Source organism: Pseudoalteromonas sp. NZS71_1 (assembly GCF_015864305.1).
Lineage (GTDB): Bacteria > Pseudomonadota > Gammaproteobacteria > Enterobacterales > Alteromonadaceae > Pseudoalteromonas > Pseudoalteromonas arctica.
Map to the genome: position 1 here is coordinate 1 of NZ_JADYXM010000009.1, position 25247 is coordinate 25247.

Below are 25247 nucleotides of genomic sequence, written 5' to 3' on the forward strand. Positions count from 1 at the left end.
ATATCAACGGATATTACAACAACGTTAGACCGCATCATTATAATGCTGGTTTAGCGCCAAATGAATCTGAGATTAGATACAAAGACTCTAAAACTGTGGCCAAATTTTATTGACCACTACATTTCAAGTAAAACCAGCTCTAATCTTTAAATCCAAACTCCGAGCTTATTCATTCGTTGTAGACGCTGAGCTTGCTCGCGTGAGAAGCGCCAGCTTCTATTCCTCCCTCAAAAATATAATTTATAAGATTTTATTTGTTGGCAACGCCAGAAATAAGTGATTTATTCACAAAGAGTTTAAGAGGCGCTGCGCTTTTAGAGGTAGTAATAAAGCTAAGTTAAACTAATAAACCCGGGCTTATGTCTTCTCATTTACTTCTCTTTGTGTAATAGATCTTTAAGTGGTTCATTGACCAAGAAATTAAATAACTAGAAGCGTTTAGCTCTAAGAAGGTTAAATACGGTCTTTAAGCTTAAAATGGGAGGTGGTATTTTCAAGTAAAACTAGCCCTAATCTTTAAATCCAAACCCGAGTTTATTTATTCGTTGTAGACGCTGAGCTTGCTCGCGTGAGAAGCGCCAGCTTCTAATCACTGTATCTGCTCAAGCCCACTTAACCCTTTTCTAAAGCTGCTCTTTAATATTACCTATGTTATTTTAAACGCCTTGTTTAAAAGGATATTGCAGTATGTTTAAAACCCTATTTATTACGTTATTTTTTATTTTTAGCGCTATTTTTATTTCCAGCGCACAAGCCAACGAAGCTAATAACTCACTTGTGGTAGGTGCGCAGCAATATGCTAAATATTTACCGCAGTTAAAAAATAAACGTATAGGGCTCGTAGTTAATCAAACATCAACGGTAGGGCAAGCTCACTTAGTAGATGCTCTGCTGACTAAAAATATTAATATAACTAAAATTTTTGCACCTGAGCATGGCTTTCGCGGCGATCACGATGCGGGCGCGCATGTAAAAAATGCCGTTGATAGCAAAACCGGTATTCCGCTTATTTCTATTTACGGTAAAAATAAAAAACCAAGCCAAGTTGCTTTAGCTGATGTTGATGTCATTATTTTTGATATTCAGGATGTGGGAGTGCGCTTTTATACCTACATAAGCTCTATGCACTACATGATGGAAGCCGCTGCAGAGCAGGGGATAGAATTTTTAGTACTCGACAGACCCAATCCAAATATTGCCTACGTTGATGGGCCAATATTAGAGCCACAATTTAAATCGTTTGTAGGCATGCACCCAATTCCTGTGTTACACGGCATGACCGTTGGCGAACTTGCCAAAATGATCAAGGGCGAGGGCTGGATCAATAAAGCGCCCGATTTAAAATTAACCGTGATCCCTGTTGATCATTACACTCGCAAAAGTACTTACAGCTTGCCTGTAAAACCAAGCCCTAACTTACCTAACGATCAAGCCATTGCACTTTACCCATCACTTTGCTTTTTTGAAGCAACGCCTATCAGCATTGGTAGAGGCACCGACTTTGCGTTTCAGGTAATTGGCTATTCGCCAGTTGCATTAGGTGATTTTAATTTTACACCGCGCGCAATTAAAGGCGCTGCTTTAAACCCTAAATTTAAAAACCAAGCCGTGCAAGGGCTCGATTTAAGACAAGCAAATATCACAGGCCTAAATTTAACTTACTTAATAAATGCGTACATGGAGCTTAGTAAAAACAACATCTCGTTTTTTGAGCGCGCTGACTTTATGGATAAACTAGCGGGTACTAATAAATTGCGCTTAGCTATTGAAGCAGGGCAATCAGAAGCGCAAATAAAACAAAGCTGGCAGGCGGGGCTTGCGCAATTTAAAGCGCAAAGAGCGCCTTACTTGTTATATAAATAAGGGCTAAGCATGTTTATTGCTTTAAAAAATCAAAGGTGTAGTTATATAAAAAAAGTATTTATAGCTACGTTAAGCCTTATTGTCGTGGGTTGTAGTACACCACCTGAGCCTATTAGCTCGGTGCTACCACTTACAAAGAGCCAACTTGTAGAGCTGCCTAATGCACAAGTGGTTGTAACGTTTCCTGAGGTAAATCCAAGTAGCCGGTTTTATGTAAATAACCGAGGAACGTTTAAAGCTTACAAAGGGCGCGGGCAATTATTAATACAAAACCACAACGCACAAAGCGCCGATATTTATATTAATAATCAAAAGCTCGACGTTAGCCAACTGAGCGCAAATACTTTATACAATTACAGTTTGGCAAAAAATACTCACAATGGTGTTAATACTTTTAAAGTTGAAAATATTCTCCCTGTTGGCGCAAGTTTAACGCTGCGTTTTGCATTTCCTACTTTAAACGATGAGCCAATAAAGCACGTAGATTTTAGTGAAGTAGATGCATTAATTGAACGCGATATAAAAGCGGGTTTTCCTGGGGCTGTGTTGGCTGTTGTTAAAAATGGTGAACTAATAAAATTAACCGCCTATGGCGATGCAAAGCAATATCAGCAAAGTGATTTAATGCTACTTCGTCCAGAGCCCATGCAAGCTAATACCTTGTTTGATCTTGCCTCAAACACCAAAATATTTGCAACCAATTTTGCACTTATGAAATTAGTAAGCGAAGGGTTATTGGATATAAATAAACCCGTGCAAAGCTACCTAAGCGAGTATAAAGGCGAAGGGCGAGTACAACGTACAGTAAAAGAGTTACTCACTCACAGCGCCGGATACCCGCCAGTATTTGACTTTCATCGTAAAGATGGCAGCAATGGCGACGCGTTTTATTCGCAAAACAGTAAAACCACCAAACAGCTATTACTTACCAGCGTGCCTTTTAGTAGTAAATCATCTGGGCAGCATGTTTACTCAGATATTGATTACATGATTTTAGGTGTGCTAGTTGAGCGCATTACAGGGCAGCCTCTTGACGAATACCTAGAGCAGCAAGTGTACGCGCCACTAAAATTAACTAACACGTTATTTAATCCACTTAAAAAAGGCTTTAAGCCGCAGCAATTTGCAGCCACCGAGCTTAGCGGCAACACGCGAGACGGGCGCATTAAGTTTGATAATGTTCGAACTGGGGTTTTACAAGGCCAAGTGCACGACGAGCGCGCTTACTATTCTCTTGATGGTGTAGCAGGGCATGCGGGGCTATTTAGTAACGCTCACGACTTAGCAGTGCTTTGCCAGCTATTATTAAATAATGGTGGCTACGGCGACCAACAATTATTTAGTGCAAGCGCCTTAGCGCAATTTTTAACGCCGCAATCAAGCGATGAAACCTACGGGCTTGGTTTTAGGCTTGCCGGTAATAACCAAGCAAGGCGCTGGCACTTTGGCCCTTATGCAAGCGCGCAGGCTTATGGCCACACAGGTTGGACGGGTACAGTGACCGTAATTGACCCCGCTTACGACTTGGCTATTGTTTTACTTACCAATGCTCGCCATAGTGCAATTAAAGGCTCGCTAAAACGTTACGAATTTACAGGCAAACAATTTGAAACCGCACAGTACGGATCGGTAGTGTCGCTTATTTATGAAGCGTTACTAAATCAATAAGCTATCGTATAGGTTAAAACGTACTAACTGTGCCACCTTAAGTGATTTATTTACAGGTGACTTGAGTAAGCCAATCCATTAAGCTAAGCGGTCTATAAAACTAAGCCGGTTTATGTTGTTAGGCTTAACAAATAAGCGTTAAAACGCGTACAAAGCGAGGTTTACTCGCTAATAATTAAGGTTAACTTTTTATGCATTGGTATTCTATTTTACCGCCGCTAATTGCGATTGCTATCGTGTTTTGGCGAAAAGAAGTGATTATGGCGCTACTTGTTGCTGTTGCTTCTTCTGAGTTTTTACTCGCCTTTCAGGGCGAAGGTAATAGCTTGTTTGATACTTTTTTAAATACCATTGAACGTATTATTTCGGTTGCCAGCTCGCCAGGTAATACACGCATATTAATATTTAGTATTTTAATTGGTGCACTGCTTGCCTACATTCGCGAATCTGGCGGCGTTGCAGCAACTGTTAATATGCTAATGAACAAAGGCATTGCAAAAAGTAAGCGCCAAGTGGGCTTTTTAACCATGTTTACCGGCATTGCGGTGTTTATAGAATCTAACCTGAGCGTACTTACCTCGGGTATTTTATCGCGTGGCTTGTTCGACAAATTTAAAATGAGCCGAGCGCGTCTAGCGTACATTATTGACAGCACCAGTGCGCCAGTGTGTATTTTAATACTACTTAACGGCTGGGGCGCATTTGTACTTGGTTTGTTAGGTAACTACGAGCTAGGTGAGTCGGCTGTATCGGTATTGTGGGGCAGCGTAGGGTATAACTTTTACGCCATAATTACCCTTGCCATTGTTTTTTACACAATCGCGTTTGATAAAGTGCACGGCCCAATGAAAGAAGCCGAAGAAAAACTAGAGCTTCAAACAACCGACTTAAAGGATGAAATAAAAGCCTCTAAAGCGCGTTACATGTTAATCCCGCTTATTACGCTCATTACCAGCATGGTTGGCTTTATGTATTACACCGGTAATGGTGTGTTGGCAGAGGGTAGTGGCTCTAAGTCAGTATTATACGCAACAGTTTTAGCTATTGTTGTGGCTTACTTTTTAATGATTGGCTCACGTAAATTTACGCACCATCAATTAGTTGATACAGGCTTTAAAGGCATGGGCGAATTAATGCCATTAGTTGCCATTGTATTGCTTTCGCTTACACTTGGCGCAAGCCTAAAAGAGCTTGGCACTGGCGTATTTGTAGCGTCACTTGTTGGCGACTACTTACCTATTTACCTAATAGTACCGGTGCTGTTTTTAACTGGCGCGGTAATGTCGTTTACTACAGGTACATCGTGGGGCACGTTTGCTATATTAATCCCAATTGGTGTGCCACTTATTCAAGCGCTAGGTTTACCGCCATCGCTTGTTGTTGGTGCTATTTTGGGTGGTGGTATATTTGGCGATCATTGCTCGCCTATATCCGACACCAGCGCTGTATCGGCTATTGCATCGGGATGTGACTTACTCACTCACGTTAAAACGCAGCTACCGTACGCCTTATTTGGTGGTGGCCTTACGTTTTTAGCGTACTTAGTAACAAGCATTATTGTTTTGTAAAATTTGATTATTTAAATACTCAAAAGCCTGCTTAGTCGCAGGCTTTTTTGTTTTCAAAATAAATAAAGCTAATTAAGATAGAGCCAAGCAATACCAAACTCAAAGGCTCTATAATTATTAGAAAAACTATTTAATTATAGACTTAATTACCCGTATTTATATTTTTTAGGTTATTGTATAGCATGAGCTTTAAGCTTTTTAATAGCTATAAATTCTTACTTTTCAACTCATATAAGGCTGTAAATCCACACTATGTTTGCAATTGATAATATCATTCTCGTTAGTGCCATATTAATTTTACTAGGAGTGATCTCGAGCAAGTTATCTGCACGCGTTGGCTTACCTGTACTGGTGCTATTTTTACTTGTAGGTATGCTCGCAGGTGAAGACGGTATTGCAGGTATTTCATTCGACAACGCAGAGGCCGCACATGCTTTGGGTACTCTTGCGCTTGCCATTATTCTATTTGATGGCGGCTTACAAACGCCTACCAGTTCAATTAAACAAGTTTGGAAACCCGCGTCTGCTTTAGCAACCGTCGGGGTGTTATTTACCGCTGTAATTACAGGCCTTGTGGCCACTTATATTTTAGACCTGCCCATACTACAAGGTGTTTTACTGGGCGCTATTGTTGGCTCTACAGATGCCGCAGCAGTGTTTGCGCTTTTACGAAGTGCAGGTATTCACTTAAACAAAAAGCTTAAATCTACCCTTGAAATAGAAAGTGCATCGAACGATCCAATGGCTATTTTTCTAACAGTTGGTTTGTTAGAAATGCTCGTTAACGACATGCCAATAGGGCTGGATTTACTACAGTTATTTGCTCAACAAATGGGTGTTGGCGCTATTTGTGGTCTTTTAATTGGTAAGGTATCGGTTTGGTTTATTAATCGAATTAAACTAAATGCATCGGGTTTGTATTTAGTGATGGTAACCGCATTTGGACTGCTTTCTTTTGGCCTTTCTGCAACGCTCGGCGGCAGTGGGTTTTTAGCTGTATTTATAACGGGTGTTATTTTAGGTAACAGCAAATTTGTATATAAACGCGGTATTTTTCTTTTTCATGACGGCTTAGCATGGCTTGGGCAAATAACCATGTTTGTTGTATTAGGACTTCTTATTAATCCGTCGTCGTTGGTTGATGTATGGCTAGAAGGATTGCTTATTGCATTGGCACTCATTTTTGTTGCTCGCCCATTAGCGGTAGCGCCTATTTTAAAACTGTTTGGCTTTAATAATCGCGAAACCCTGTTTGTATCTTGGGTTGGCCTTAGAGGCTCAGTACCCATTATTTTAGCTATATTCCCATTACTATTTGGCCTTTCAGGGGCTGAGCTTATTTTTAATGTTGTTTTTTTCGTGGTGTTAATTTCAGCCACGTTACAGGGCTCAACAATGCCTTGGATGGCTAAAAAACTAAATTTAGTAGAGCCGCCACCAGATCTCGCTGCTGCAACGCTCGAAATTACAGCACTAAACGATATTGATATAGAAATTGTAGAATACACCTTAAGTGACGTTTCTAGGGTTTCTGGGCGCAGCTTGTCACATGCCGCACTTCCCGAGAGTGTGGTTGTTGCTATGATCACACGGGGTCCGTCAATCATACCGCCACGAGGTTCAACTAAGTTAAAAGCAAATGACCACTTATTTGTTGTTTTAAAACCAGACAACAGACCTTTTGTTGATTTAGTTTTTACAGCAACCGATAAAACAAACCATCAAGATAGCCACTTAGCCCACAACGAACTTAAAGTGAAAGGGGTAACGTTGGTAGGCGATATATTTTACTCTTATCACATGCAAATAGACGCCCCAGAAGAGATAAGCTTGGAAGAAGTGATCAACCAAAAGCTTTCAGGAGAAGTCAGTAAAGGCGATATTGTTGTTATTGGTAATGTGCAAATACGCGTTATAACAATGGTGCATACACGCATAGTTACCATTGGCTTAAAGTACTTAAACAATCCAGAAAAGCGACTCTTGAAGAAGTAATTATCAACAGAGATTTATTAAGTGGTGACAGCACATTTATAGCGTACGTAGGTTGGGTTGAGTGACACGAAACCCAACGGATCACTAATGTAATGAGCACTCCCAAAGCTAGTTATATGTAGTGTTTGTTGTTGGCGAACAGCTTACTGGTTCGCTTTGCATTAGCCCTATGTTTTTTGCTTACTTTATTACAAGAATTATTGTTTTATAAACATTCAGTACTCAAAAGCCTGCTTATTGCAGGCTTTTTTGTTTCGGCTATACGCCTATCTTTTAGTACATCGTTTTACAGCCACTAAAAAATGCCAAGTAAAAGTTAAAAATAAAATATGGTAAATCAAAGTTACGAACTCCATCCCCTCTTTTAAAAATCTACCATATGGTGGTATTCCTTTGGCAAAGGTATTGAAAAAATTTGTAATGCTAATTATGTATTCATTTAAAGGTTCATATATTTTATACAAGTAATTATTTTCATAACCTAAAATAGAAAAATAATAAATAACTGATGTCATCACCATTAAAAATAGTGGAGTAAATATACTCGAACCAAAATTTGATATACTTTCATTCAGCCATAGGACAGCTTTTTCGGCTGACAACCCCTTTTTAGCTTTGAGCTCCTCCTTGTACTTTTTCATTTCTAAAGCGAAGTATTTATTGGCTTCAATTTGATTCCCGATCTTGTCGAATGAATGCTTTAAGATTCTGAAGGTTTCTCTGTTTGTATTTTTATAATTTATTTCTGCATTTAAAAAGTTTGGTGATTCCTTTAAATTGGTATTTTCAAAATCTAACCCATTATGAAATTTAGCTTTTCTAAAATTAGTGAAATTAAGAAATGTAACATATTCAAATCCGATCTTTTTCAAGCTTATATTAGTACTACAGCCAAACTCACATTTTTCAAAGCCCGAAAAGTCATCAAAAATACTTTGTTTTATCTCGAACTGGTTAAATTTCGTTTTGTAAGCATCGAATAATGACTTGAAGTTAACATTAGATATCAGAGCATATCTAATAACACACTCTTTAATATCAACTTTTCCTTCGAATAACATATTCTGAATTATTAATGTGTCTACCTCACTTTTATTAAGAGATAGCCCTTCCTCAAACTCACAATTTTCTATTTTTAATTCAGATATTTTTTGAATATATTTATCAGTATTATTGAAAATACTTTTTTTGTAAGTGCCTCTAAATAGTGATAGGTGCTTGTTAAATGTACAGTCATTAAATATGTGGTTTTCTAATTGAAGAGTACTTCTTGAGTCTTCCATTAGTGAGCTTGTAACTTCTCTTTGAAAGGTACAGTTTTGAAAAAGTGTTTGATAACTAATATCTTCAATGATTGAAAATGGGTAAATGTACCATGTGTTTTTAAATATACAGTCTTGGAAAAAAAGCTGAATGTCAGGTAAGTTTAAACTGTCAAAACTTATCGTCGAATTATCAAAATGTAGTCCTTTGACCATTTTGAAGAGCTCAAAATAATCAAATGCGTCTCTTGGATCTCTATCTGGAAACTGAATATCTTTTAGATGGATTATCTTGTACTTTAGAGCTTCGACACTTCCTTGTGCTGGCACTTCGGATTCACCAAAAGCCTCATTCAGAATATACCTTTTTAAATCTTCGTAGAAATCTGATAGCTTTTCGCTCATTCGATCAGTTGAATAATCACCCTTATTACAATGAAGAGAGCATTTATTATTATATTTAGCAATTAGTGTGCAATCATCGTGAATACAAATCTTAGACAATGTTATTTCCTTATATTTTGACTTTTTTATACATAGTAAACGTAATATCAGGGGGGTGACATGGCAAGTTAGTTTAAACACTTATAGCACAACTATTAACCTATAAATTATCATTTATCTGATAAATCTAAGCTCCACATTGCCTAACCCCAGCTCCCGCATGTTTAAGCGCAATAATCTGCCCTTTATCGTTATGCGCCATAGCCAACATGTCACCCGTATTTAGACCACTTTCTACCGCATGTTTACCTTTTAAATCACTTAACAGTGAATGCTTAATTTGTACGAGTACCTCGTCATTACAGCTGGCTATGTACCAGTCGTTATCTACCTTCACTAGAGTGCCGTATTCTATGTGACGTTGTTGGTGGCGGCGTAAATCGTTAGCTAATTGACTATCAAGCGCGTGTTTTTGCTCTGTAATAGAGCTTGCGTAGCTACCAGCTTGATTTATTTCGTGTGTTTTAATAAATGAATAGTCGTGAATGTCTATAGTCTTAAATACGCTGTTAAGCACGGTTTTAGGTGCGTGGTTAATGCCATCGTTATTATCAAACACAATAAATGCAAACACACCCAGTGCGCAGGCAAGGCTGGTTAGCTGCAGCGTAAAGCCGAACTTTTTAGGCTTTGTGTGCGTGGCTTTATTAAGTAGCGCTTTTTGCTGAGCGCTTGTAAGTGTTGTGCGCGCTTTTCGCTCTTTGTAGTGTTGTGTGAGCTTTTGATCAAACGGCTCATCAGGCTTGTTCATTGTTTGCTCCTAATAAACGTTTAAGATTTTGCTTGGCATAGCGCAGCCTTGTTTTAATGGTCTCGAGGCTGCTTTGCGTTATAAGTTCTATGTCGGTGAGCGAAAAGCCTTCTTGTTGTAATGTAATGGCTTCGCGCTGTACAAAGCTGAGTTGTTTTAGGGCGGCGTCGAACGCTTTATAACTTATGTTTGAGCTGCCTATATTCAAGTTATCTATATGCGAGTTTCCACTAGTTAAGTCGCTTTTATCATTTTGTGCTGCTAAATGCGTGTTTTCGTCAAGCTCTACAAAGTGCTGTTGCCTGCGGTATTCGTCAATGAGTGTGTTGCGGGCAAGTTTAAATAACCACGCTTTGGGTGTGGTTTGCGCTTGGTAAAGGTGGCGTTTTTCGATTACTTTTAGCCATGTTTGTTGGCTTACGTCGTATGCTAAATGCGTATTAGATTGCGTAACAAGGTAGTGGTATAAGTCGTTACTGTAGAGGGCAATAAGCTGCTCTAAGTAACGATTGTCGCCACTTTTTGCGTAACTTGCCATGCAGTCCTTGCCTGGCGTTTCAAATAACCATGACTTAATACTTAGTAGCATAGGCTCATCGCTTTTATTGTTGTAATTTAAAATCGAGCTGTACGGTTTGACCTGTTTGTAATTGTGCCACACCTTCAATTACTTTGGGGCGATATTTCCAGCGTTTAATGGCTTTTATTGCTTCGCGGTCAAAGGTACGTTTTGGCTCTGCGTTAATAACTACTGGGTCGATTACTTCCCCCGTTGGCGAAATACTAAAGCTTAGTTGTACCCAACCTTCAATACCATCGCGCGCTGCTGTGGTTGGGTATTTAGGGTTAATGCGCACAATGGGTGTTGCATCCCCTGTTGGGCGATTAATGGTGTTGTTAATGTCGCCACCAAAATCGTCAATTGTAATCGGCGTAAAGTCGCTAATTGCCAACACAGGATCGGCTGATGTATCAAGCGGTGGAGCTTTTTGCGGCACTTTAGGCATTGGCGGTGGCGGCTGTATTTTTTGTATATGCCTTAGCTTTGAATCCTCAGGCGCCTGAAAAATCTCTACTATAATATCGTCCCCTGGTTTAACCGGTGCGCGTTGCTCGCCACTTATTAAATATTGCATAAACGCAAAAGCTGCAAAGGTCATTGCGGCGCCGCCGATAACGGCAGTCGATGTTTTAATAAATACTGGGTTGTTGGGTATTTCAAGTGTGTGCATAAGCCGCTCCAAATTTTATTGACCACTACAATTAGGGTGTTTTCAAAGCTATAACGGGTGGCAAATCAAAAAGGGGTGAAATAATTTTATAAAAAATGTGGGGTTTAGTTACAATAGCCATTCGCAAATATTAAAACTTAACTTTTTAGGCTGTTATGCAACTCATTGAAATAAATAAAGCACGTTACCGTAAACATTTAAACCGTGTTATTGCAGGATGTGGTATTGGTTTGGCGGTAGGCAGCTTGGCTATATCGCAAACGCTGATTGCTTTATTTCCTGATGAAAGTGGTAGCCATTTTCATTGGAACTTAATAGGTGTTGCTATTACTAGCGTTGGGCTTGCGTGGTTACTTCATAAATACCGTACACATACGTTTATGACAGAAGTTGTTTATGTGTGGGAGCTTAAAAAAGCACTTAATAAAATAACCCGTAAAATGGCTAAGTTAAAAGCTGCTGGCCGTGAAGGTAATGCCGATGCGTTATTAGCAATTCATTATAGCTACGCGGGCTCTCGGTTATTGTGGCAGCTAGACGATAACCTAATCACTATGGACGATTTAGCCATTAAACAAGCTGAGCTTGAATCTGTTGCAGCGCAACATAACGTAACGCTTAACGTTGAAGATTACGACGCAAGTATTTTAAAACAGTTTTAAAACAGTTTTAAAACATAGGTTTTTAAATTAGTTAGAGGAGCCTTAATGAAAAAAGTACTCATAGTGTGTTTAGGTAATATATGCCGCTCGCCAACCGCAGAGGCGGTATTAAAAGCCCGTGCTAAAAAACTAGGTGTTAACGTTAAAGTTGATTCGGCGGGCACTATTGGTTATCACGAAGGTAAAACGCCTGATAGTCGCTCAATGGCAGCAGGGGAGAAGCGCGGTTACAGCTTTAAAGGTATTTATTCACGCAAAGTACGTACAAGCGACTTTACTGAGTTTAATTTAATTTTAGCGGCCGATACGCAAAATTTAGCTGATTTAAAAGCCCAATGCCCTGAGCATCTACAGTACAAATTAGCGTTGTTTTTAGAGTTTGGTGAACAGAGCGTTAGTGCGATTCCCGATCCTTATTACGGCGGCGATGATGGCTTTGAAAATGTGCTCGATTTAATTGAAGCGGCTAGCGATAAAATACTCGCTAAAATTTAATCCCTATTTTATTACTAAAGCTAAATTTAACGAGCTTTTTGTCGTATTGCAGAGTGTTCCTAAAGTAAGTACATTTTATACTTACTCAAAGGGAACTTTATGAAAATAAAAATATTACTACTGACTTTATCTATCGCTTCTTGTTCTACTTTTGCTAATGATGTTAGTTTTTCTATTGGGGGTGGCTATCCTTATTTGGTTATTCCTGAGGTGTCTTTATCGGCTAACGACGACACACAACGCTGGTATGCAAACTATAAACTAGGCCTTGATGATGGATTTTCAGCAGGTTTTGAACAAGCAGTAAGCGATAATAAAAAACATGCTTTTGGCGCGCTTGTGGGCGCTATTGGCGCAAGAGATACAGACCAAGAGTGTGAAAGTTCAACAAATGATGTAGCAACTGACTTTGCTAATACGCTAGGTTGTGTAATTGGCGGAATTTTTGATGAAGAAACAACAAACGGCATAGGGCTTACGTACAGCTATAACTTTAATGGATTGAACAGCGCTGGTTTTAGATTAGAGCTAGATGTGGGCTATGGTAAAGCAAGCGACAGCAACGAAAAAAGAGCCGATGGCGGTATTAGCGTAAGTTACGAATTTTAACTACGTAGAATTTGTATTAGTTGGTATTAAAAAAGGCGCATAAAGCTGTCTCTTGATCACAAGTCTGACTCAAGAGATTTTGCTAAATCGTAGCCTTCCAGGATGGCTTGTAACTTAAGCCATCCTTGCCATAACACTTTCACAGATGCACGCCCTGTGCGCTTGGTATCTTTCCAGCCTCCTAACTTTGCCAGTTCCTGATACGCCCATGACATATTTGGAGCAGTTTCAGGCAATGGTGTTTTTATTCTCTTTAACCACAATAACTTCCATGCTTTGGGAGATAACAGTTGTTCACAACTTGGAGAATCAGGCTGCTCATTGGTGAACTTTAGTTGCAGTATTCGCGTCGCAATAAAGCCATTAATCGTCACCAATCTTTCCATGTTATCTTGGCTTTGAATGCGTAAACTTTCGATATCCGTGCCATCACTTTTCCAGACTTTATGGTATTCCTCTACAAGCCAACGGTGCTCATAGTAGGTGATGATAGCTAAGGCGTCTTCTTTGCTGGTGACTGGTTCACTGGTTAATAGGTGCCAGCTTAAGCCGTTCTCAGCGTTTCCTCTCTCTGCACAGCCGACATAGTAAACTGGGAGGGAGCGTCCTTTCTTATTGTAAGGCGCTTTGAGTGTCACTGGCGCATAGGTGATATCCAGTGTTGCGCTTCGGGCTTTTCTTCCTCCTTTTTGTGCAATGTGGATGTGTTTGGTGCCTGCACTCATCAGCTCGCTTGCAAACGCATAGAGCTTATCCTCACCTTCTTCAATATGACGACTTTGCATCGAGCGTACGACGAATCGTTGCTGCTCGGTCAGTTTATACTGCAAGTATTCGTAGATGTCCGCTTCGCGGTCACACACCGATATCACGTTCGCCATTTGTCCTTGCAGCCGCTCTGCCATCGCTCGTGACGCTGACTCCCACTTGTAACTTTCTTTTTCTTCGTAAGAAGTCGTCGCGTGTTTTTCTCTTTTTCCAATCGTGTTGATATCACGACTCCAGCGAGACTGTTCAATTAATCCCACAACCTGCTTTGTGTCTGGCGCAAACAGTAATACGCTATGAGCTAACAAGCCTCGTTGTTTTGCTCCTCGTCCGACATGACCCAAATCATCTCGAATGGAGGAATGTTTATAAATTAGTGTGGTCGTGTCTTCTAATGCGAGCAATAAGTTATGACTTTTTGCTTGTTCAACCGTGGCTTTAAAGCCTGACTCTGCTATAGCCGTTGCGTCAATATTCTCGTTGCGAATAAAGCGGTAGGCACCTTCCATATCGGCGGGGGATTGAGTGATGTTTACAAGTGGTTTTCCTGGTTCATTTGCAAGCGTTGATGCTAACTTTACCAGACGCGCTGTTCTTCTTGGATCACCTAAGTCCGATTTACCGAATTGTTGTTTTGCCCAATGAGTATGTTCGTTAATCATAATGTGCCCTCAAACAAGATTTGAAGATCTGATCATGACATTGAGATTTAGTTCAAAAAAATCCCCGCTAATTTCTTAGCAGGGATTTGTGTATAAGAGACAGCATAAAGCGCCTTTTTTAATGAGCCGCTTTTAGTGGCGGTTAATTTTAAAGTCGAGTTGTACCTGAGAAATAGCGCTAACAGGTTTACCATTTTCAAACTTTGGCGCGTAACGCCATTGCTCAAGCGCTGCTTTGGCTGACTTTTCAAATGCGCTGCCGCCTTCAGAGCTAAGTACTTTTGGGTTTTTTACAAAGCCAGCGGCGTCTACCTCAAACTCCATAATAACGCTACCATCGGTACTAAATCTGGCTTTGTGCACTGGGTATTTAGGATTAACACGATAGAGTGGTGTTTGCTCTTGCGATTCTTTCCATGGCACCATTTGAGCGATAGCGAGGCAGTGTTTAGTTGCTTCTTCGCTTTTGCCTTGTTTTTCGTACAGACCTACAAGTTTAGAGTGAGCGGTTAGCTCAGCACTGTGATCGTATTTTAAGTTATCGTCAAACGCGGTAACTATGTTGTTTAAGCGCTCAATTGCCTGATTATATTTTTTACTACCTTCGGCAAATGCGGCTATTAAAAAGTTAGCTTTAATTTGCTCTACCGAGCTACTAGGCAGATTTTCACGGTAGTATTCGTCGGCTTCTTCTAGGTAGTTTTTCGCTTCGCGATATTTTTTAGAGCTAAACTTTTTAGCAAGCAGTGATGCCGCTTCTAGTTTCATGTCGGCTACAAATTTAGGCTTATTTTGTGTTTTAGCTATATCTATTACTTGTTCTAAAAAGTTAGCTGCTTTGTAAGCTGATGTTGTGTAGTTAGCTTGGCCGAGTAGTGCATCAATTGTTTCTATTGATAGTTTACCGTGGTTTGCAGCTAAAATAGTATGGGCTTCGTTATAAAGTGCAAAACGCTGTTCGTTTAGCTCATCGCCGTAGCCTTTTATTGCTTTAGCGTAATTAATAGCTAAGTTGGCAGTATTGTCGTCGCTTTTACCGTAAACGGCTTTACCTGACGTGTAAGCAAGTTTGGCAGTTTGTTGTACGTTTTCGCCTGCTTTAACTGCTGCTAAATAGCTTTGGTATGCTTGGCTAAATACCGCTTGAGGATCGCTTGCTTGACTGGCGAATGCTGTAGTGCTTAAAGTTGTTGCGCTTAAAGCAGACAAACTTAAACCGATAAATAAAGCGAGTTGCTGACGTTTCATAATAATCCCTATCGTTGTTTAAAATACAAAATACCAAACGCGCCTGTAGGTGTCACTGATTAAGGTAAATCAACGTAAATAACATTGGCTGTTATTTGTATTAATTTATTGCTTAACAATCATTGAAAATAACGCCTGTCGTCGCCATATATTTGCCATAAACAGTCTTGTACTACGGTGTATTTATCCTATTTTGTGATATTATCACTTTATTGTCGTGTCGTAGTTATTTAAATATTTGGATTTGTCGTGGCGCAAGTAAGAGCAAGAGTCCAGCTTAATGTTGGCAGAAATAGTGATATCCCTGCGGAAATAATCTCATTTACTGATTTAAAAGATGGTAAAGAACATATTGCTATGGTGTTTAACAACGCCGATACAGAGCAAGATGTACCGCTTATTCGTATGCATTCAGAGTGTTTAACAGGTGATGTATTTTACTCATCGCGTTGTGATTGCGGCGAGCAGCTAAATGAATGTATTGAAATGATGCACGAGCAAGGCGGTATTTTATTGTATTTACGCCAAGAAGGCCGTGGCATTGGTTTATACAACAAAATTGATGCTTACGTATTGCAATCGCAAGGTATGAACACCTACGAAGCTAATAATCATTTAGGCTTTGCTGATGATTTACGTGATTTCTCGGATGCCGTGTTAATGCTTAATGCGCTTAATTTAAACCACGTTAAATTAATGACCAATAATCCTAAAAAGCTTAACGCATTAAAAGATGCAGGTATTAATGTTGACTCGGTTGTGGGCACGCATGCGCACATTAAAGCGGGTGTTGCGGGTAATAAATCGTACCTAGAAACAAAAATTAAGCATGGCGCGCATATGTTAGATATTAAGAAAATTAAAAAACCTTAATTATTTAATTACGTTTCGTCTATTAATACCCCCTCACGCCAAGTTATACTTGGCGTGTTTCGTTTTAAATTAAGAGCAAGTATGTCTACACAATTACGAATTTTTAAAGCCGATGCAGGGCTAAAGTGGTTAAAAGCCGGATGGCTTATTTTTAAAACCCAGCCAGCAACCTTTATTTTTATGCATTTATTTATTGGTATTGTAGGGCTGCTGTCTTTATTTTTACCGCTGCTGCAAGTAGTAGCAGCACTAGCTACGCCATTTTTAACCGCAGGGTTTTACCAAGCGGTGCTTAGTAAGCAGCAGGGCGGAAAAATTATGCTAGCCGATATTCTCAAGCCATTTACGGCTAAGGGAAATCGTTTAGGGTTATTACGTTTAGCACTTTATCAAATGGGTGCGGGCATTTTAATGGCGTTACTTGCTAATGGCTTATTTGCCGATGCAGTGGCTGTTATGAGCCAACCAGGACTTGATCCAAACGTAGCACTTGAACAAATGCTTGAGAGTATTTCGGGCGCGAATGTAATTTTGTTTTTTATGGCAATGCTAATTTATTTAACGGCGTTTGCTTACGCTGTACCGCTTGTTTATTTTAGTAAAGAAACACGTATTTTAACGGCGCTTAAAAAATCGTTAATGGTGTTTTATCATAACATTTTGCCACTTGGCGTTTTTGGCCTTATTTGCGCATTATTTATGGCGCTTTCGATGTTCTTATCGTTCTTACCACTGTTGATTTTAATGCCGATTTGCTACATTAGCTTTTTTGTATCTTATCAAGCCATTTTTATGCCTGTTGTACCACCAAGTGACGACATTAATGTTAAGCCACTTAGTAGTGAAACAAGCGGGCGTTTTGACGCTTAATGGATGATAAATTAAAGCAAAAACTAAAAAACTATGTACTTTGGTTACTAGGGCGCCAAGAATATTCGCGTCGTGAGTTAACGCTCAAATTACAGCAAAAAGAAGCCACAGAAGAGTTTATTGAAACGCTGCTTGATTGGTGCGAAAAGCATAATTTTATTAACGAGCAGCGATACTGTGAAGGCTTTGTAAGAAAACACATATTTAAATGCCACGGGCTTAAGCGAATACAAAGCGAAGCTATGGGCAAAGGGATTGATCGTTCGCTACTTGAATTGGTAGTTGAAGAGCTTGAAGTAGATTGGTTTGAGCTTGCGCAGGATGCGTACAATAAAAAATATTCAAATACACCGCCAGATCTCGATTACAAAGATAAAGCTAAGCGCGTGCGCTACTTAATGTATCGGGGTTTTAGCTACGATGAAATTAATTTTGCAATGCAAGCACAGTAAATACAGGTGAGACTTTCAAATGCAGCACATGACTACCGCACAAATTAGGCAACAGTTTTTAGACTTTTTTGCCAGCAAGCAACATCAAATAGTACCTTCTAGCTCGCTTATACCGGGTAACGATGCCACGTTGTTATTTAACAATGCCGGCATGGTGCAATTTAAAGATGTATTTTTAGGCGCAGAAAGCCGCCCTTATACACGTGCGACAAGCTCGCAGCGCTGTGTACGTGCTGGCGGTAAGCATAACGATTTAGAAAACGTAGGCTACACTGCTCGCCACCATACATTTTTTGAAATGTTAGGTAACTTCAGCTTTGGTGATTATTTTAAGCAAGACGCGATTAAGTTTGCATGGGAGTTTTTAACTGAGGTAGTAAGCCTACCTAAAGAAAAACTTTTAGTAACTATTTATCATGATGATGAAGAAGCGTTTGGTTACTGGGCTAACGAAATTGGCTTACCTGAAGACCGCATTATTCGTATTGCGACCTCAGACAACTTTTGGTCTATGGGCGATACTGGCCCGTGTGGTCCGTGTTCTGAAATATTTTATGATCACGGCGAGCATATTTGGGGCGGGCCTCCGGGCTCTCCTGAGGAAGACGGCGACCGTTTCATCGAAATTTGGAACCTTGTATTTATGCAATACAACCGTCAAAGCGACGGTACAATGTTGCCTCTACCTAAGCAATCTGTTGATACGGGAATGGGCCTTGAGCGTATTTCTGCTATTTTGCAGGGCGTGCATTCAAACTACGAAATCGATTTATTCCAAGGCTTAATTGCTGCTGCTGCAAGTGTTACTAATGCACAAGACATGGACGACAAGTCACTACGCGTAGTGGCCGATCATATTCGTTCGTGTGCGTTTTTAATCTCAGATGGTGTTATGCCATCTAACGAAGGCCGTGGTTATGTACTGCGCCGTATTATTCGTCGTGCTGTGCGCCACGGTAACAAATTAGGTGCACAAGGTTCGTTTTTCTATAAATTAGTTGCTGCGCTAATTGAGCAAATGGGTCAAGCGTACCCTGAGCTTGCTAAGCAACAAGAAATTATTGAAAAAGTATTACGCATTGAAGAAGAACAGTTTGGTAAAACACTTGAGCGTGGCTTAGCTATTTTAGAAGAAAGCTTAAGCGACCTTAAAGGCGATATTATACCGGGCGACTTAGTATTTAAACTTTATGATACGTATGGTTTCCCAGCTGATTTAACGGCCGATGTTGCGCGTGAGCGCCAGATGACAATTGATCATCAAGGCTTTGAAGAGTGTATGGCTGTACAACGTAAAACAGCGCAGCAAGCAGGTAAATTTGGTGCAGATTACAATGACCAATTAAAATCAGATAAACACACTGACTTTAAAGGTTACGACAGTACACATTACAGCGCGACCGTTATTGAAATTTTTGCCGGTGGCGAAGCTGTTCAGTTATTAGAAGATGGTCAACAAGGTATTGTAGTACTAGACCGCACACCGTTTTACGCTGAATCAGGCGGCCAAACGGGTGACACGGGTACTATTACAGTTGCTGGTGGCGAATTTAATGTTACTAATACCACTAAGCTTGGTAATGCTTTTGCTCACCACGGTACTGTACAAGGCCGTATTGGTGTTAATGACAAAGTTGACGCAACAATTGATGATACGCGCCGCGACAGCATTAAGAAAAACCACACAGCTACGCATATTTTACACGAAGCACTACGCCAATTATTAGGCGACCATGTAGGCCAAAAAGGCTCACTTGTTCAGCCAGATCGTTTACGTTTTGACTTTTCGCATTTTGAAGCAGTTACTAAAGATGAGCTACGTGAAATTGAGCGTGTAGTTAATGACGAAATTCGTCGTAACTTTGCACTTAATACTGAGCTTATGGCTATTGATGATGCTAAAGCGAAAGGTGCTATGGCATTGTTTGGCGAAAAGTACGATGACGAAGTACGTGTAGTTACTATTGGCGACTACTCTATTGAGCTTTGTGGTGGTACTCACGTTGAGCGCGCTGGCGATATTGGTTTATTCAAAATTGTATCTGAAAGTGGTATTGCCGCAGGTGTTCGCCGTATTGAAGCCGTAACCGGTGCAGATGCTGTAGCGTACGTTAGCGAGCAAGAGCAACAACTTAGCGATGTTGCAGCTTTAGTTAAAGGCGATAGCGCATCGGTACTTGAAAAAGTAACTGCGTTGCTTGAAAAATCTAAAGGCCTTGAAAAGCAAATTGCACAGCTTAGCGATAAACTAGCAAGTGCAGCGGGCGCGTCTTTACTTGATTCGATTGTTGAAATTAATGGCGTTAAGCTACTTGTAGCAAACGTTGAAGGTACTGAATCTAAAGCGCTTCGCGGTATGGTTGATGACCTTAAAAACAAGATTGGCTCAGGTGTTATTGCACTGGGTGTTGCCAGTGGCGACAAAGTAAGCCTAATTGCCGGTGTAACGAAAGACTTAACAGGCAAAGTAAAAGCCGGTGAGTTAGTTAACCATATGGCAGGTCAAGTAGGTGGTAAAGGTGGCGGTCGTCCAGATATGGCACAAGCCGGTGGTAGTGAACCACAAAACCTTGCTGCTGCACTAGATAGCGTTACAGCTTGGTTAACTGAGCGTACTTAAGCCTAAGTGGCGCTTATTGTTCAAAAATTCGGTGGCACTTCGGTCGGCTCAATAGAGCGAATTGAAGCGGTCGCCGACCTTGTTGTTAAAACCAGGCAGCAAGGACATCAAGTGGTTGTGGTGCTCTCGGCTATGTCGGGAGAAACCAACCGCTTAATTAACCTCGCCAAACAAATTGATACTCGCCCGAGTAGCCGTGAACTAGATGTACTTATTAGCACCGGAGAGCAGGTTTCTGTATCACTGCTTGCTATGGCTATTATCAAACGTGGTCATTCAGCTGTAAGCTTATTAGCCGATCAAGTCAATATTCTAACCGACAACATGTTTGGTAAAGCCCGTATTGAAGACGTTGCTGCTACGCGCTTAAAGCATGAGCTTGAGCATAATCGTATTGCTATTATTGCTGGGTTTCAGGGACGTGATATTGAGGGCAATATTACAACGCTTGGACGCGGCGGCACCGATACATCGGCTGTAGAAATAGCAGCGGCTATAAAAGCCGACGAATGCCAGATCTATACAGACGTTGATGGCGTATATACTACAGATCCTCGTGTTGAACCTAACGCGCGCAGAATGAGCCAAGTTACTTTTGCCGAAATGCTAGAGCTGGCAAGTTTAGGGGCGAAAGTTTTGCATATTCGCTCGGTAGAAGCTGCAGGTAGACACAATGTGCCACTTAGGGTGCTTTCTAGTTTTAATCCTGATGAAGGCACATTAATAAGTTTTGAGGAGAACGATATGCCAAGCAATGTGGTATCGGGGATTGCGTTTAATCGTGACGAATGTTTAATTAAAGTAGATGGTGTGCCAAGCGGTACGCAATATCTTTCAAAAATATTGAAACTTTTTGCTGATAATGGCATCGAAATAGATATGATTAATCAAGTTAATCATATCTTTGAAAAAATAGACTATGCTTTTACTGTGCACTCGAATGATTATCTGCAAGCACTTGAATTATTGAGCGAAGATCAAGCTCAACTCAGTGCTCAAAATATAAGCGGATTACCAACAGTAGCTAAAGTTTCTGCTGTTGGAATGGGTATGAAATCGCATTCTGGTGTAGCAAGTTTATTTTTTGATGCATTAGCGCAGGAAAATATTAATGTGGTTTTGGTCTCGACTTCTGAGATTAAAATTTCAGTTTTAATAGATGAAAAGTACCTAGAGTTGGCAGTTCGTGCATTACACAAAGCATTTTTAACAGAAAATGGATAGATTGAGAGTTTTTACTTACTTTTCAGTCTAATTTTCATTAGTATGTTTAAGCGGAATCTTATAATTTTTATTGGAACATGGGAGCAAGAGAATGCTAATACTAACTCGTAGAGTAGGTGAAACCCTAATGATTGGTGACGAAGTAACAGTTACTGTTCTAGGTGTTAAAGGAAATCAAGTTCGAATCGGTGTTAATGCACCAAAAGACGTATCAGTGCATCGTGAAGAGATTTACATGCGCATACAAGCTGAAAAGTCGAACCCTAATCCGGGCAATGCTTAATCAACACGTATACGTAGTTGAGTAATTAACTCAACTAGTCAAAAAGCCACTCACTGAGTGGCTTTTTTGTTTATAAAAACGAGTGTTTCTGGGGTTAGTATTTGTTTTGAAATGTACTGCATTCCGCTTTTATTTTTAATAATAATACCTTGCTGAGTATCTATTACTTCGCTTATGTCTTGCCAAGTTAGCTGAAAGCTTTTGTAATGATTAGCCGATTTAATGCCTTCTTCATCAAAGGTAAGTGTTACCTCAGAGCCTGACGCTCTGCTGAGCATTTGTCTGGTTACCCACCAAGGTCTGCGATAGTAAAAAGCGACGCACTCTAGTACACCTAGCATGATCATAAACGATCCTAAGTAATGATCGTTTAAAACATAAATGCCAAATAAACCAAGCGCAACGAGGAGTACAAGTAAAAAGTACTTAGGTTTGGCGCGCTTACTGTACGGGAGTGACTCATCAAAGCACTCGTAAAAGTAAGGTTTATCTAGTGTGTAGGTTGTTGTAAATGCCATATTGCCTTGCTTTAAATATCGTTTTTTTTATTTTAACAAGCTAACCGCTAAATGAGCAGCTTTATAGTCAGTGATTTTATTACAGACACAAAAAAACGGCCCTAAGGCCGTTTTTTAGCGATACAAGAAGAATTAACAGTTAGTTTCTTCAGCGTTTACGCCTTCTTTAACATTTTCACATGCATCTTCTACTTTGTTTTGCACGTCAGTTACTGCTTCGTCAATACGTTCGCCTGCGTCTTCTGCGTGATTGTCTTCACAACCCATGATGAAGAAACTTGCGAATAGACCGATTAGTGCTGCTTTTACAGTTGTTGAATTCATAATGTAATTCCTTGTAAGTATTAATTAAATTTTAGTGTTTGTTAGTTGAATGCTTTATCTACCTGGGTGATTTACCACGTAGTGCACCTGAAACTAATGAGATCACTAAAAGTACTAAAAATATAAAAAATATAATTTTTGCTATACCAGCTGCGGCACCTGCGATGCCACCAAAACCTAACACTGCAGCGATTAAAGCAATAACTAAAAATGTAATTGTCCAGCGTAACATTGTTTTCTCCTTGGTTATCAAATTTGCTCACAATAACTAATGCCAGTTATATGCCAAAGTTTATTTTTGTTTTATATCAGGTAGTTATGGTTTTTAACTGTGTTTTTAGTTATTAGTTAGTTAGTAATTTTTACGCTTTGTTATGTAAGTTATTCACACTGTTACAAGTTACCGGTAAATATTCACTAAAAATAATGTTTTTGGTAAGACCAATTAACAATTGATGTGTGTTTTTGTACTTATTATAAAATTTGGCGGTTATTTTTATTAAGTTGAATAGTTAATTAACAACTTCCATATAACTATTAGCTATAGTCGTTATTTTCTGTATGTATTGTAGGGCGCATGATTGCTGGGTTATGGCATGTAAATTTGTTGAGTGTTATGTTGTTTATAGTTTAATTGGTTTTACCAATTTACAAGATGTAGACAAAGCGACTAGTTTTGTTATTATCCAGTGAATAAATATTTAATTAAATCGATTTTTTATTTTCGATATGGGTTTCAAGGGGGAGAAAAATGGATATAGGTGCTCTACTCACAACGGCTGGTAGCTTAATGCTAACTGGTATGGTTGGGGTGTTTGTATTTCTGTCGATATTAATTGGTGCAGTAACGCTTATGTCTAATTTGGTGACGCGCTATAGCGAACCAGAGGCATCACCAGCTAAATCACCGTCTTTTAAATCTCAAGGTGTGCCTAATGAGCACATCGCTGCTATTAGTGCTGCCATTGCTCAGTACAAATCAAATAATAAATAAGGGGCACACACATGGCTAAATTAAAATTAACAGAATTGGTATTACGCGATGCGCACCAATCATTGCTCGCAACACGTATGCGCCTAGACGATATGCTACCTATTGCTAGCAAGCTAGATGATGCAGGTTATTGGTCTATTGAATCGTGGGGCGGTGCTACATTTGATTCGTGCATTCGTTATTTAGGCGAAGATCCTTGGGAGCGTATTCGTGCGCTTAAAAAAGCGATGCCTAATACTAAACAGCAAATGCTATTACGCGGTCAAAACCTATTAGGCTACCGCCATTACGCTGATGATGTAGTTGAAAAGTTTGTAGAACGCGCACATAAAAATGGCGTTGACGTATTTCGTATTTTCGATGCAATGAACGATGTACGTAACCTAGAAACAGCGATTAAAGCGGCTATAAAAGTAGGCGCACATGCTCAAGGTACTATTTCGTACACAGTAAGTCCTGTTCATACGCTTGATATGTGGCTGACTCTTGCTAAGCAATTAGAAGATTTAGGCTGTCACTCAATTTGTATTAAAGACATGGCGGGTTTATTAAAGCCGTACGATGCTGAAAAACTAATTAAAGCACTTAAAGAAACCGTATCGGTTCCTATTGCTATGCAGTGCCACGCTACAACAGGTTTAAGTACTGCGACTTATCAAAAAGCGATTGATGCAGGCATTGATATGCTTGATACCGCTATTTCATCAATGAGTATGACTTACGGACACACAGCAACTGAAACTATTGTATCGATAGTTGAAGGAACTGAGCGCGATACCGACCTTGATTTAAACCACCTAGAAGAAATTGCTGCTTACTTTAGAGATGTACGTAAAAAATATGCGGCATTTGAAGGTAGCTTAAAAGGGGTTGATGGTCGTATTTTACTAGCTCAAGTACCAGGTGGCATGCTTACAAACATGGAAAACCAACTTAAAGAGCAAGGCGCGGCAGATAAGCTTAATGAAGTTTTGCTTGAGATCCCACGCGTACGTGAAGATCTTGGTTTTTTACCTTTAGTAACACCCACGTCGCAAATTGTAGGTACTCAAGCAGTACTTAACGTGCTAACCGGTGAGCGTTATAAAACAATCACTAAAGAAACTGCTGGCGTATTAAAAGGTGAATATGGCTTAACACCAGCACCAATGAATAAAGAGCTACAAGAGCGTGTGCTTGATGGAGCAGAGGTTATTACTTGTCGCCCTGCAGATAACATTGCACCAGAGCTTGCAACGCTTGAAGCTGAATTATTAAAAGAAGCGCAAGAGCAAGGTTTAACACTTGCTGATGAGCAAATTGATGACGTACTAACTTATGCATTATTTCCACAAGTTGGTTTGAAATTTATTAAAAATCGTAATAACCCTGATGCATTTGAGCCTATTCCTACCGTTGAAGATAAGAGCAATAAGGCAGCACCAAAATCGGGATCAAATAATAACAGCGTTAAAGCTGAGCAATACAGCGTAAAAGTAGATGGTAAAGTTTACGACGTAGTAGTGGCGCAAGGTGGTGAGCTAAAAGAAGTAACATTAAAAGACTCTGAGCACATTCCTCAGTCTGCTTCAGTTGCATCGGGTGAAACACTTAATGCCCCTTTAGCCGGTAATATTTTTAAGATTAAGGTAAAAGCTGGGCAAGTTGTTAACGAAGGTGATGTAGTGATTATTATGGAAGCCATGAAAATGGAAACCGAAATACGCGCAATGCATACCGGAACTATTGCCGAAGTGTTGGTTGGTGAAGGCGATGCCGTAACTACCGGCGACGCTATGATTGCATTAGCTTAGGAGCAAATA

The 25247-nt window shown here is 39.9% G+C and carries 24 protein-coding genes; 15 read left to right on the forward strand and 9 right to left on the reverse strand.

What is annotated here, in order from left to right; translation table 11 throughout:
• The first annotated feature begins 687 nt into the window (after window positions 1-687).
• The 4 genes from I6F43_RS13395 (at window position 688) to I6F43_RS13410 (ending at window position 7094) form a co-directional block, all read left to right on the forward strand.
• Window positions 688-1863 (forward strand): exo-beta-N-acetylmuramidase NamZ family protein, encoded by a 1176-nt coding sequence (locus I6F43_RS13395; protein WP_197102739.1) that lies wholly within the window; start codon window positions 688-690, stop codon window positions 1861-1863.
• 9 nt (window positions 1864-1872) lie between these two features.
• Complete coding sequence (gene pbp4b, locus I6F43_RS13400; RefSeq protein ID WP_197102741.1) at window positions 1873-3531, forward strand: penicillin binding protein PBP4B; 1659 nt, start codon at window positions 1873-1875, stop codon at window positions 3529-3531.
• Between the two features lie 191 nt (window positions 3532-3722).
• Complete coding sequence (locus I6F43_RS13405; RefSeq protein WP_197102743.1) at window positions 3723-5099, forward strand: Na+/H+ antiporter NhaC family protein; 1377 nt, start codon at window positions 3723-3725, stop codon at window positions 5097-5099.
• 252 nt (window positions 5100-5351) lie between these two features.
• Window positions 5352-7094, forward strand: coding sequence for a potassium/proton antiporter (locus I6F43_RS13410; protein ID WP_101216810.1), 1743 nt, complete (start codon window positions 5352-5354; stop codon window positions 7092-7094).
• Window positions 7095-7360: 266 nt separating this feature from the next.
• On the opposite strand, the gene I6F43_RS13415 is transcribed toward I6F43_RS13410, so the two are convergent.
• The 4 genes from I6F43_RS13415 to I6F43_RS13430 all read right to left on the reverse strand — a co-directional run bounded on the left by I6F43_RS13415 (window position 7361) and on the right by I6F43_RS13430 (window position 10843).
• Window positions 7361-8860 (reverse strand): hypothetical protein, encoded by a 1500-nt coding sequence (locus I6F43_RS13415; protein ID WP_197102745.1) that lies wholly within the window; start codon window positions 8858-8860, stop codon window positions 7361-7363.
• A 127-nt stretch (window positions 8861-8987) separates the two neighbouring features.
• Complete coding sequence (locus I6F43_RS13420; protein ID WP_197102747.1) at window positions 8988-9611, reverse strand: hypothetical protein; 624 nt, start codon at window positions 9609-9611, stop codon at window positions 8988-8990.
• Window positions 9598-10200: a sigma-70 family RNA polymerase sigma factor gene (locus I6F43_RS13425; RefSeq protein ID WP_231614086.1), complete on the reverse strand. Its 603-nt coding sequence runs from the start codon at window positions 10198-10200 to the stop codon at window positions 9598-9600. The genes I6F43_RS13420 and I6F43_RS13425 overlap by 14 nt, the downstream gene beginning before the upstream one ends.
• A gap of 13 nt (window positions 10201-10213) precedes the next feature.
• Complete coding sequence (locus I6F43_RS13430) at window positions 10214-10843, reverse strand: energy transducer TonB (RefSeq protein ID WP_197102749.1); 630 nt, start codon at window positions 10841-10843, stop codon at window positions 10214-10216.
• Between the two features lie 155 nt (window positions 10844-10998).
• Between I6F43_RS13430 and I6F43_RS13435 the strand changes: the two genes are divergently transcribed.
• From I6F43_RS13435 to I6F43_RS13445, 3 genes are all read left to right on the forward strand, one after another.
• Window positions 10999-11505: a DUF3087 domain-containing protein gene (locus tag I6F43_RS13435; RefSeq protein ID WP_007583795.1), complete on the forward strand. Its 507-nt coding sequence runs from the start codon at window positions 10999-11001 to the stop codon at window positions 11503-11505.
• A 45-nt stretch (window positions 11506-11550) separates the two neighbouring features.
• On the forward strand, window positions 11551-12000 hold the full coding sequence (locus I6F43_RS13440) for a low molecular weight protein-tyrosine-phosphatase (RefSeq protein ID WP_197102750.1): 450 nt from the start codon (window positions 11551-11553) through the stop codon (window positions 11998-12000).
• A 99-nt stretch (window positions 12001-12099) separates the two neighbouring features.
• Window positions 12100-12609: a hypothetical protein gene (locus I6F43_RS13445; protein ID WP_007583799.1), complete on the forward strand. Its 510-nt coding sequence runs from the start codon at window positions 12100-12102 to the stop codon at window positions 12607-12609.
• Window positions 12610-12665: 56 nt separating this feature from the next.
• On the opposite strand, the gene I6F43_RS13450 is transcribed toward I6F43_RS13445, so the two are convergent.
• Window positions 12666-14039: an IS4 family transposase gene (locus tag I6F43_RS13450; RefSeq protein WP_197102752.1), complete on the reverse strand. Its 1374-nt coding sequence runs from the start codon at window positions 14037-14039 to the stop codon at window positions 12666-12668.
• Window positions 14040-14171: 132 nt separating this feature from the next.
• Window positions 14172-15287 (reverse strand): energy transducer TonB, encoded by a 1116-nt coding sequence (locus tag I6F43_RS13455; protein ID WP_197102754.1) that lies wholly within the window; start codon window positions 15285-15287, stop codon window positions 14172-14174.
• Window positions 15288-15536: 249 nt separating this feature from the next.
• Here I6F43_RS13455 and I6F43_RS13460 point away from each other — a divergent pair, with 249 nt between their 5' ends.
• The 6 genes from I6F43_RS13460 to csrA all read left to right on the forward strand — a co-directional run bounded on the left by I6F43_RS13460 (window position 15537) and on the right by csrA (window position 21609).
• Window positions 15537-16160, forward strand: a complete 624-nt coding sequence (locus I6F43_RS13460) for a GTP cyclohydrolase II (RefSeq protein ID WP_010555489.1) — start codon at window positions 15537-15539, stop codon at window positions 16158-16160.
• 81 nt (window positions 16161-16241) lie between these two features.
• A complete protein-coding gene (locus tag I6F43_RS13465) occupies window positions 16242-17030 on the forward strand; it encodes a BPSS1780 family membrane protein (RefSeq protein ID WP_007378958.1) in 789 nt (262 codons plus the stop codon).
• Entirely contained in the window at window positions 17030-17482 is a 453-nt protein-coding gene (locus I6F43_RS13470) for a regulatory protein RecX (protein ID WP_121954069.1), read from the forward strand. The genes I6F43_RS13465 and I6F43_RS13470 overlap by 1 nt, the downstream gene beginning before the upstream one ends.
• 19 nt (window positions 17483-17501) lie before the next feature.
• On the forward strand, window positions 17502-20102 hold the full coding sequence (gene alaS, locus I6F43_RS13475; RefSeq protein ID WP_121954070.1) for an alanine--tRNA ligase: 2601 nt from the start codon (window positions 17502-17504) through the stop codon (window positions 20100-20102).
• A 6-nt stretch (window positions 20103-20108) separates the two neighbouring features.
• The gene (locus I6F43_RS13480) at window positions 20109-21326 is read left to right on the forward strand and encodes an aspartate kinase (protein ID WP_197102756.1); all 1218 of its coding nucleotides are present in this window, start codon (window positions 20109-20111) and stop codon (window positions 21324-21326) included.
• Window positions 21327-21417: 91 nt separating this feature from the next.
• The gene (gene csrA / locus I6F43_RS13485) at window positions 21418-21609 is read left to right on the forward strand and encodes a carbon storage regulator CsrA (protein ID WP_004587515.1); all 192 of its coding nucleotides are present in this window, start codon (window positions 21418-21420) and stop codon (window positions 21607-21609) included.
• Window positions 21610-21659: 50 nt separating this feature from the next.
• On the opposite strand, the gene I6F43_RS13490 is transcribed toward csrA, so the two are convergent.
• The 3 genes from I6F43_RS13490 to I6F43_RS13500 form a co-directional block, all read right to left on the reverse strand.
• Window positions 21660-22127, reverse strand: a complete 468-nt coding sequence (locus I6F43_RS13490) for a YcxB family protein (RefSeq protein ID WP_010555487.1) — start codon at window positions 22125-22127, stop codon at window positions 21660-21662.
• Window positions 22128-22259: 132 nt separating this feature from the next.
• Window positions 22260-22451 (reverse strand): hypothetical protein, encoded by a 192-nt coding sequence (locus tag I6F43_RS13495; protein WP_007378921.1) that lies wholly within the window; start codon window positions 22449-22451, stop codon window positions 22260-22262.
• Window positions 22452-22509: 58 nt separating this feature from the next.
• A complete protein-coding gene (locus I6F43_RS13500) occupies window positions 22510-22683 on the reverse strand; it encodes a DUF1328 domain-containing protein (protein WP_002961939.1) in 174 nt (57 codons plus the stop codon).
• 519 nt (window positions 22684-23202) lie between these two features.
• On the opposite strand from I6F43_RS13500, the gene I6F43_RS13505 reads away from it, so the two are divergent.
• Both I6F43_RS13505 and oadA read left to right on the forward strand, forming a co-directional pair.
• Window positions 23203-23445: an OadG family protein gene (locus I6F43_RS13505; RefSeq protein WP_007583814.1), complete on the forward strand. Its 243-nt coding sequence runs from the start codon at window positions 23203-23205 to the stop codon at window positions 23443-23445.
• Window positions 23446-23456: 11 nt separating this feature from the next.
• The gene (oadA, locus tag I6F43_RS13510; RefSeq protein WP_165722092.1) at window positions 23457-25238 is read left to right on the forward strand and encodes a sodium-extruding oxaloacetate decarboxylase subunit alpha; all 1782 of its coding nucleotides are present in this window, start codon (window positions 23457-23459) and stop codon (window positions 25236-25238) included.
• Window positions 25239-25247 lie beyond the last annotated feature (9 nt).

Excerpts from the sequence above, each read along its gene's own strand:
- I6F43_RS13395 (WP_197102739.1), top strand. The coding sequence starts at position 688 with ATGTTTAAAACCCTATTTATTACGTTATTTTTTATTTTTAGCGCTATT.
- pbp4b (WP_197102741.1), top strand. The coding sequence starts at position 1,873 with ATGTTTATTGCTTTAAAAAATCAAAGGTGTAGTTATATAAAAAAAGTA.
- I6F43_RS13405 (WP_197102743.1), top strand. The coding sequence starts at position 3,723 with ATGCATTGGTATTCTATTTTACCGCCGCTAATTGCGATTGCTATCGTG.
- I6F43_RS13410 (WP_101216810.1), top strand. The coding sequence starts at position 5,352 with ATGTTTGCAATTGATAATATCATTCTCGTTAGTGCCATATTAATTTTA.
- I6F43_RS13420 (WP_197102747.1), bottom strand. The coding sequence starts at position 9,611 with ATGAACAAGCCTGATGAGCCGTTTGATCAAAAGCTCACACAACACTAC.
- I6F43_RS13425 (WP_231614086.1), bottom strand. The coding sequence starts at position 10,200 with ATGCTACTAAGTATTAAGTCATGGTTATTTGAAACGCCAGGCAAGGAC.
- I6F43_RS13430 (WP_197102749.1), bottom strand. The coding sequence starts at position 10,843 with ATGCACACACTTGAAATACCCAACAACCCAGTATTTATTAAAACATCG.
- I6F43_RS13435 (WP_007583795.1), top strand. The coding sequence starts at position 10,999 with ATGCAACTCATTGAAATAAATAAAGCACGTTACCGTAAACATTTAAAC.
- I6F43_RS13440 (WP_197102750.1), top strand. The coding sequence starts at position 11,551 with ATGAAAAAAGTACTCATAGTGTGTTTAGGTAATATATGCCGCTCGCCA.
- I6F43_RS13445 (WP_007583799.1), top strand. The coding sequence starts at position 12,100 with ATGAAAATAAAAATATTACTACTGACTTTATCTATCGCTTCTTGTTCT.
- I6F43_RS13450 (WP_197102752.1), bottom strand. The coding sequence starts at position 14,039 with ATGATTAACGAACATACTCATTGGGCAAAACAACAATTCGGTAAATCG.
- I6F43_RS13455 (WP_197102754.1), bottom strand. The coding sequence starts at position 15,287 with ATGAAACGTCAGCAACTCGCTTTATTTATCGGTTTAAGTTTGTCTGCT.
- I6F43_RS13465 (WP_007378958.1), top strand. The coding sequence starts at position 16,242 with ATGTCTACACAATTACGAATTTTTAAAGCCGATGCAGGGCTAAAGTGG.
- I6F43_RS13470 (WP_121954069.1), top strand. The coding sequence starts at position 17,030 with ATGGATGATAAATTAAAGCAAAAACTAAAAAACTATGTACTTTGGTTA.
- alaS (WP_121954070.1), top strand. The coding sequence starts at position 17,502 with ATGCAGCACATGACTACCGCACAAATTAGGCAACAGTTTTTAGACTTT.
- csrA (WP_004587515.1), top strand. The coding sequence starts at position 21,418 with ATGCTAATACTAACTCGTAGAGTAGGTGAAACCCTAATGATTGGTGAC.
- I6F43_RS13490 (WP_010555487.1), bottom strand. The coding sequence starts at position 22,127 with ATGGCATTTACAACAACCTACACACTAGATAAACCTTACTTTTACGAG.
- I6F43_RS13495 (WP_007378921.1), bottom strand. The coding sequence starts at position 22,451 with ATGAATTCAACAACTGTAAAAGCAGCACTAATCGGTCTATTCGCAAGT.
- I6F43_RS13500 (WP_002961939.1), bottom strand. The coding sequence starts at position 22,683 with ATGTTACGCTGGACAATTACATTTTTAGTTATTGCTTTAATCGCTGCA.
- I6F43_RS13505 (WP_007583814.1), top strand. The coding sequence starts at position 23,203 with ATGGATATAGGTGCTCTACTCACAACGGCTGGTAGCTTAATGCTAACT.
- oadA (WP_165722092.1), top strand. The coding sequence starts at position 23,457 with ATGGCTAAATTAAAATTAACAGAATTGGTATTACGCGATGCGCACCAA.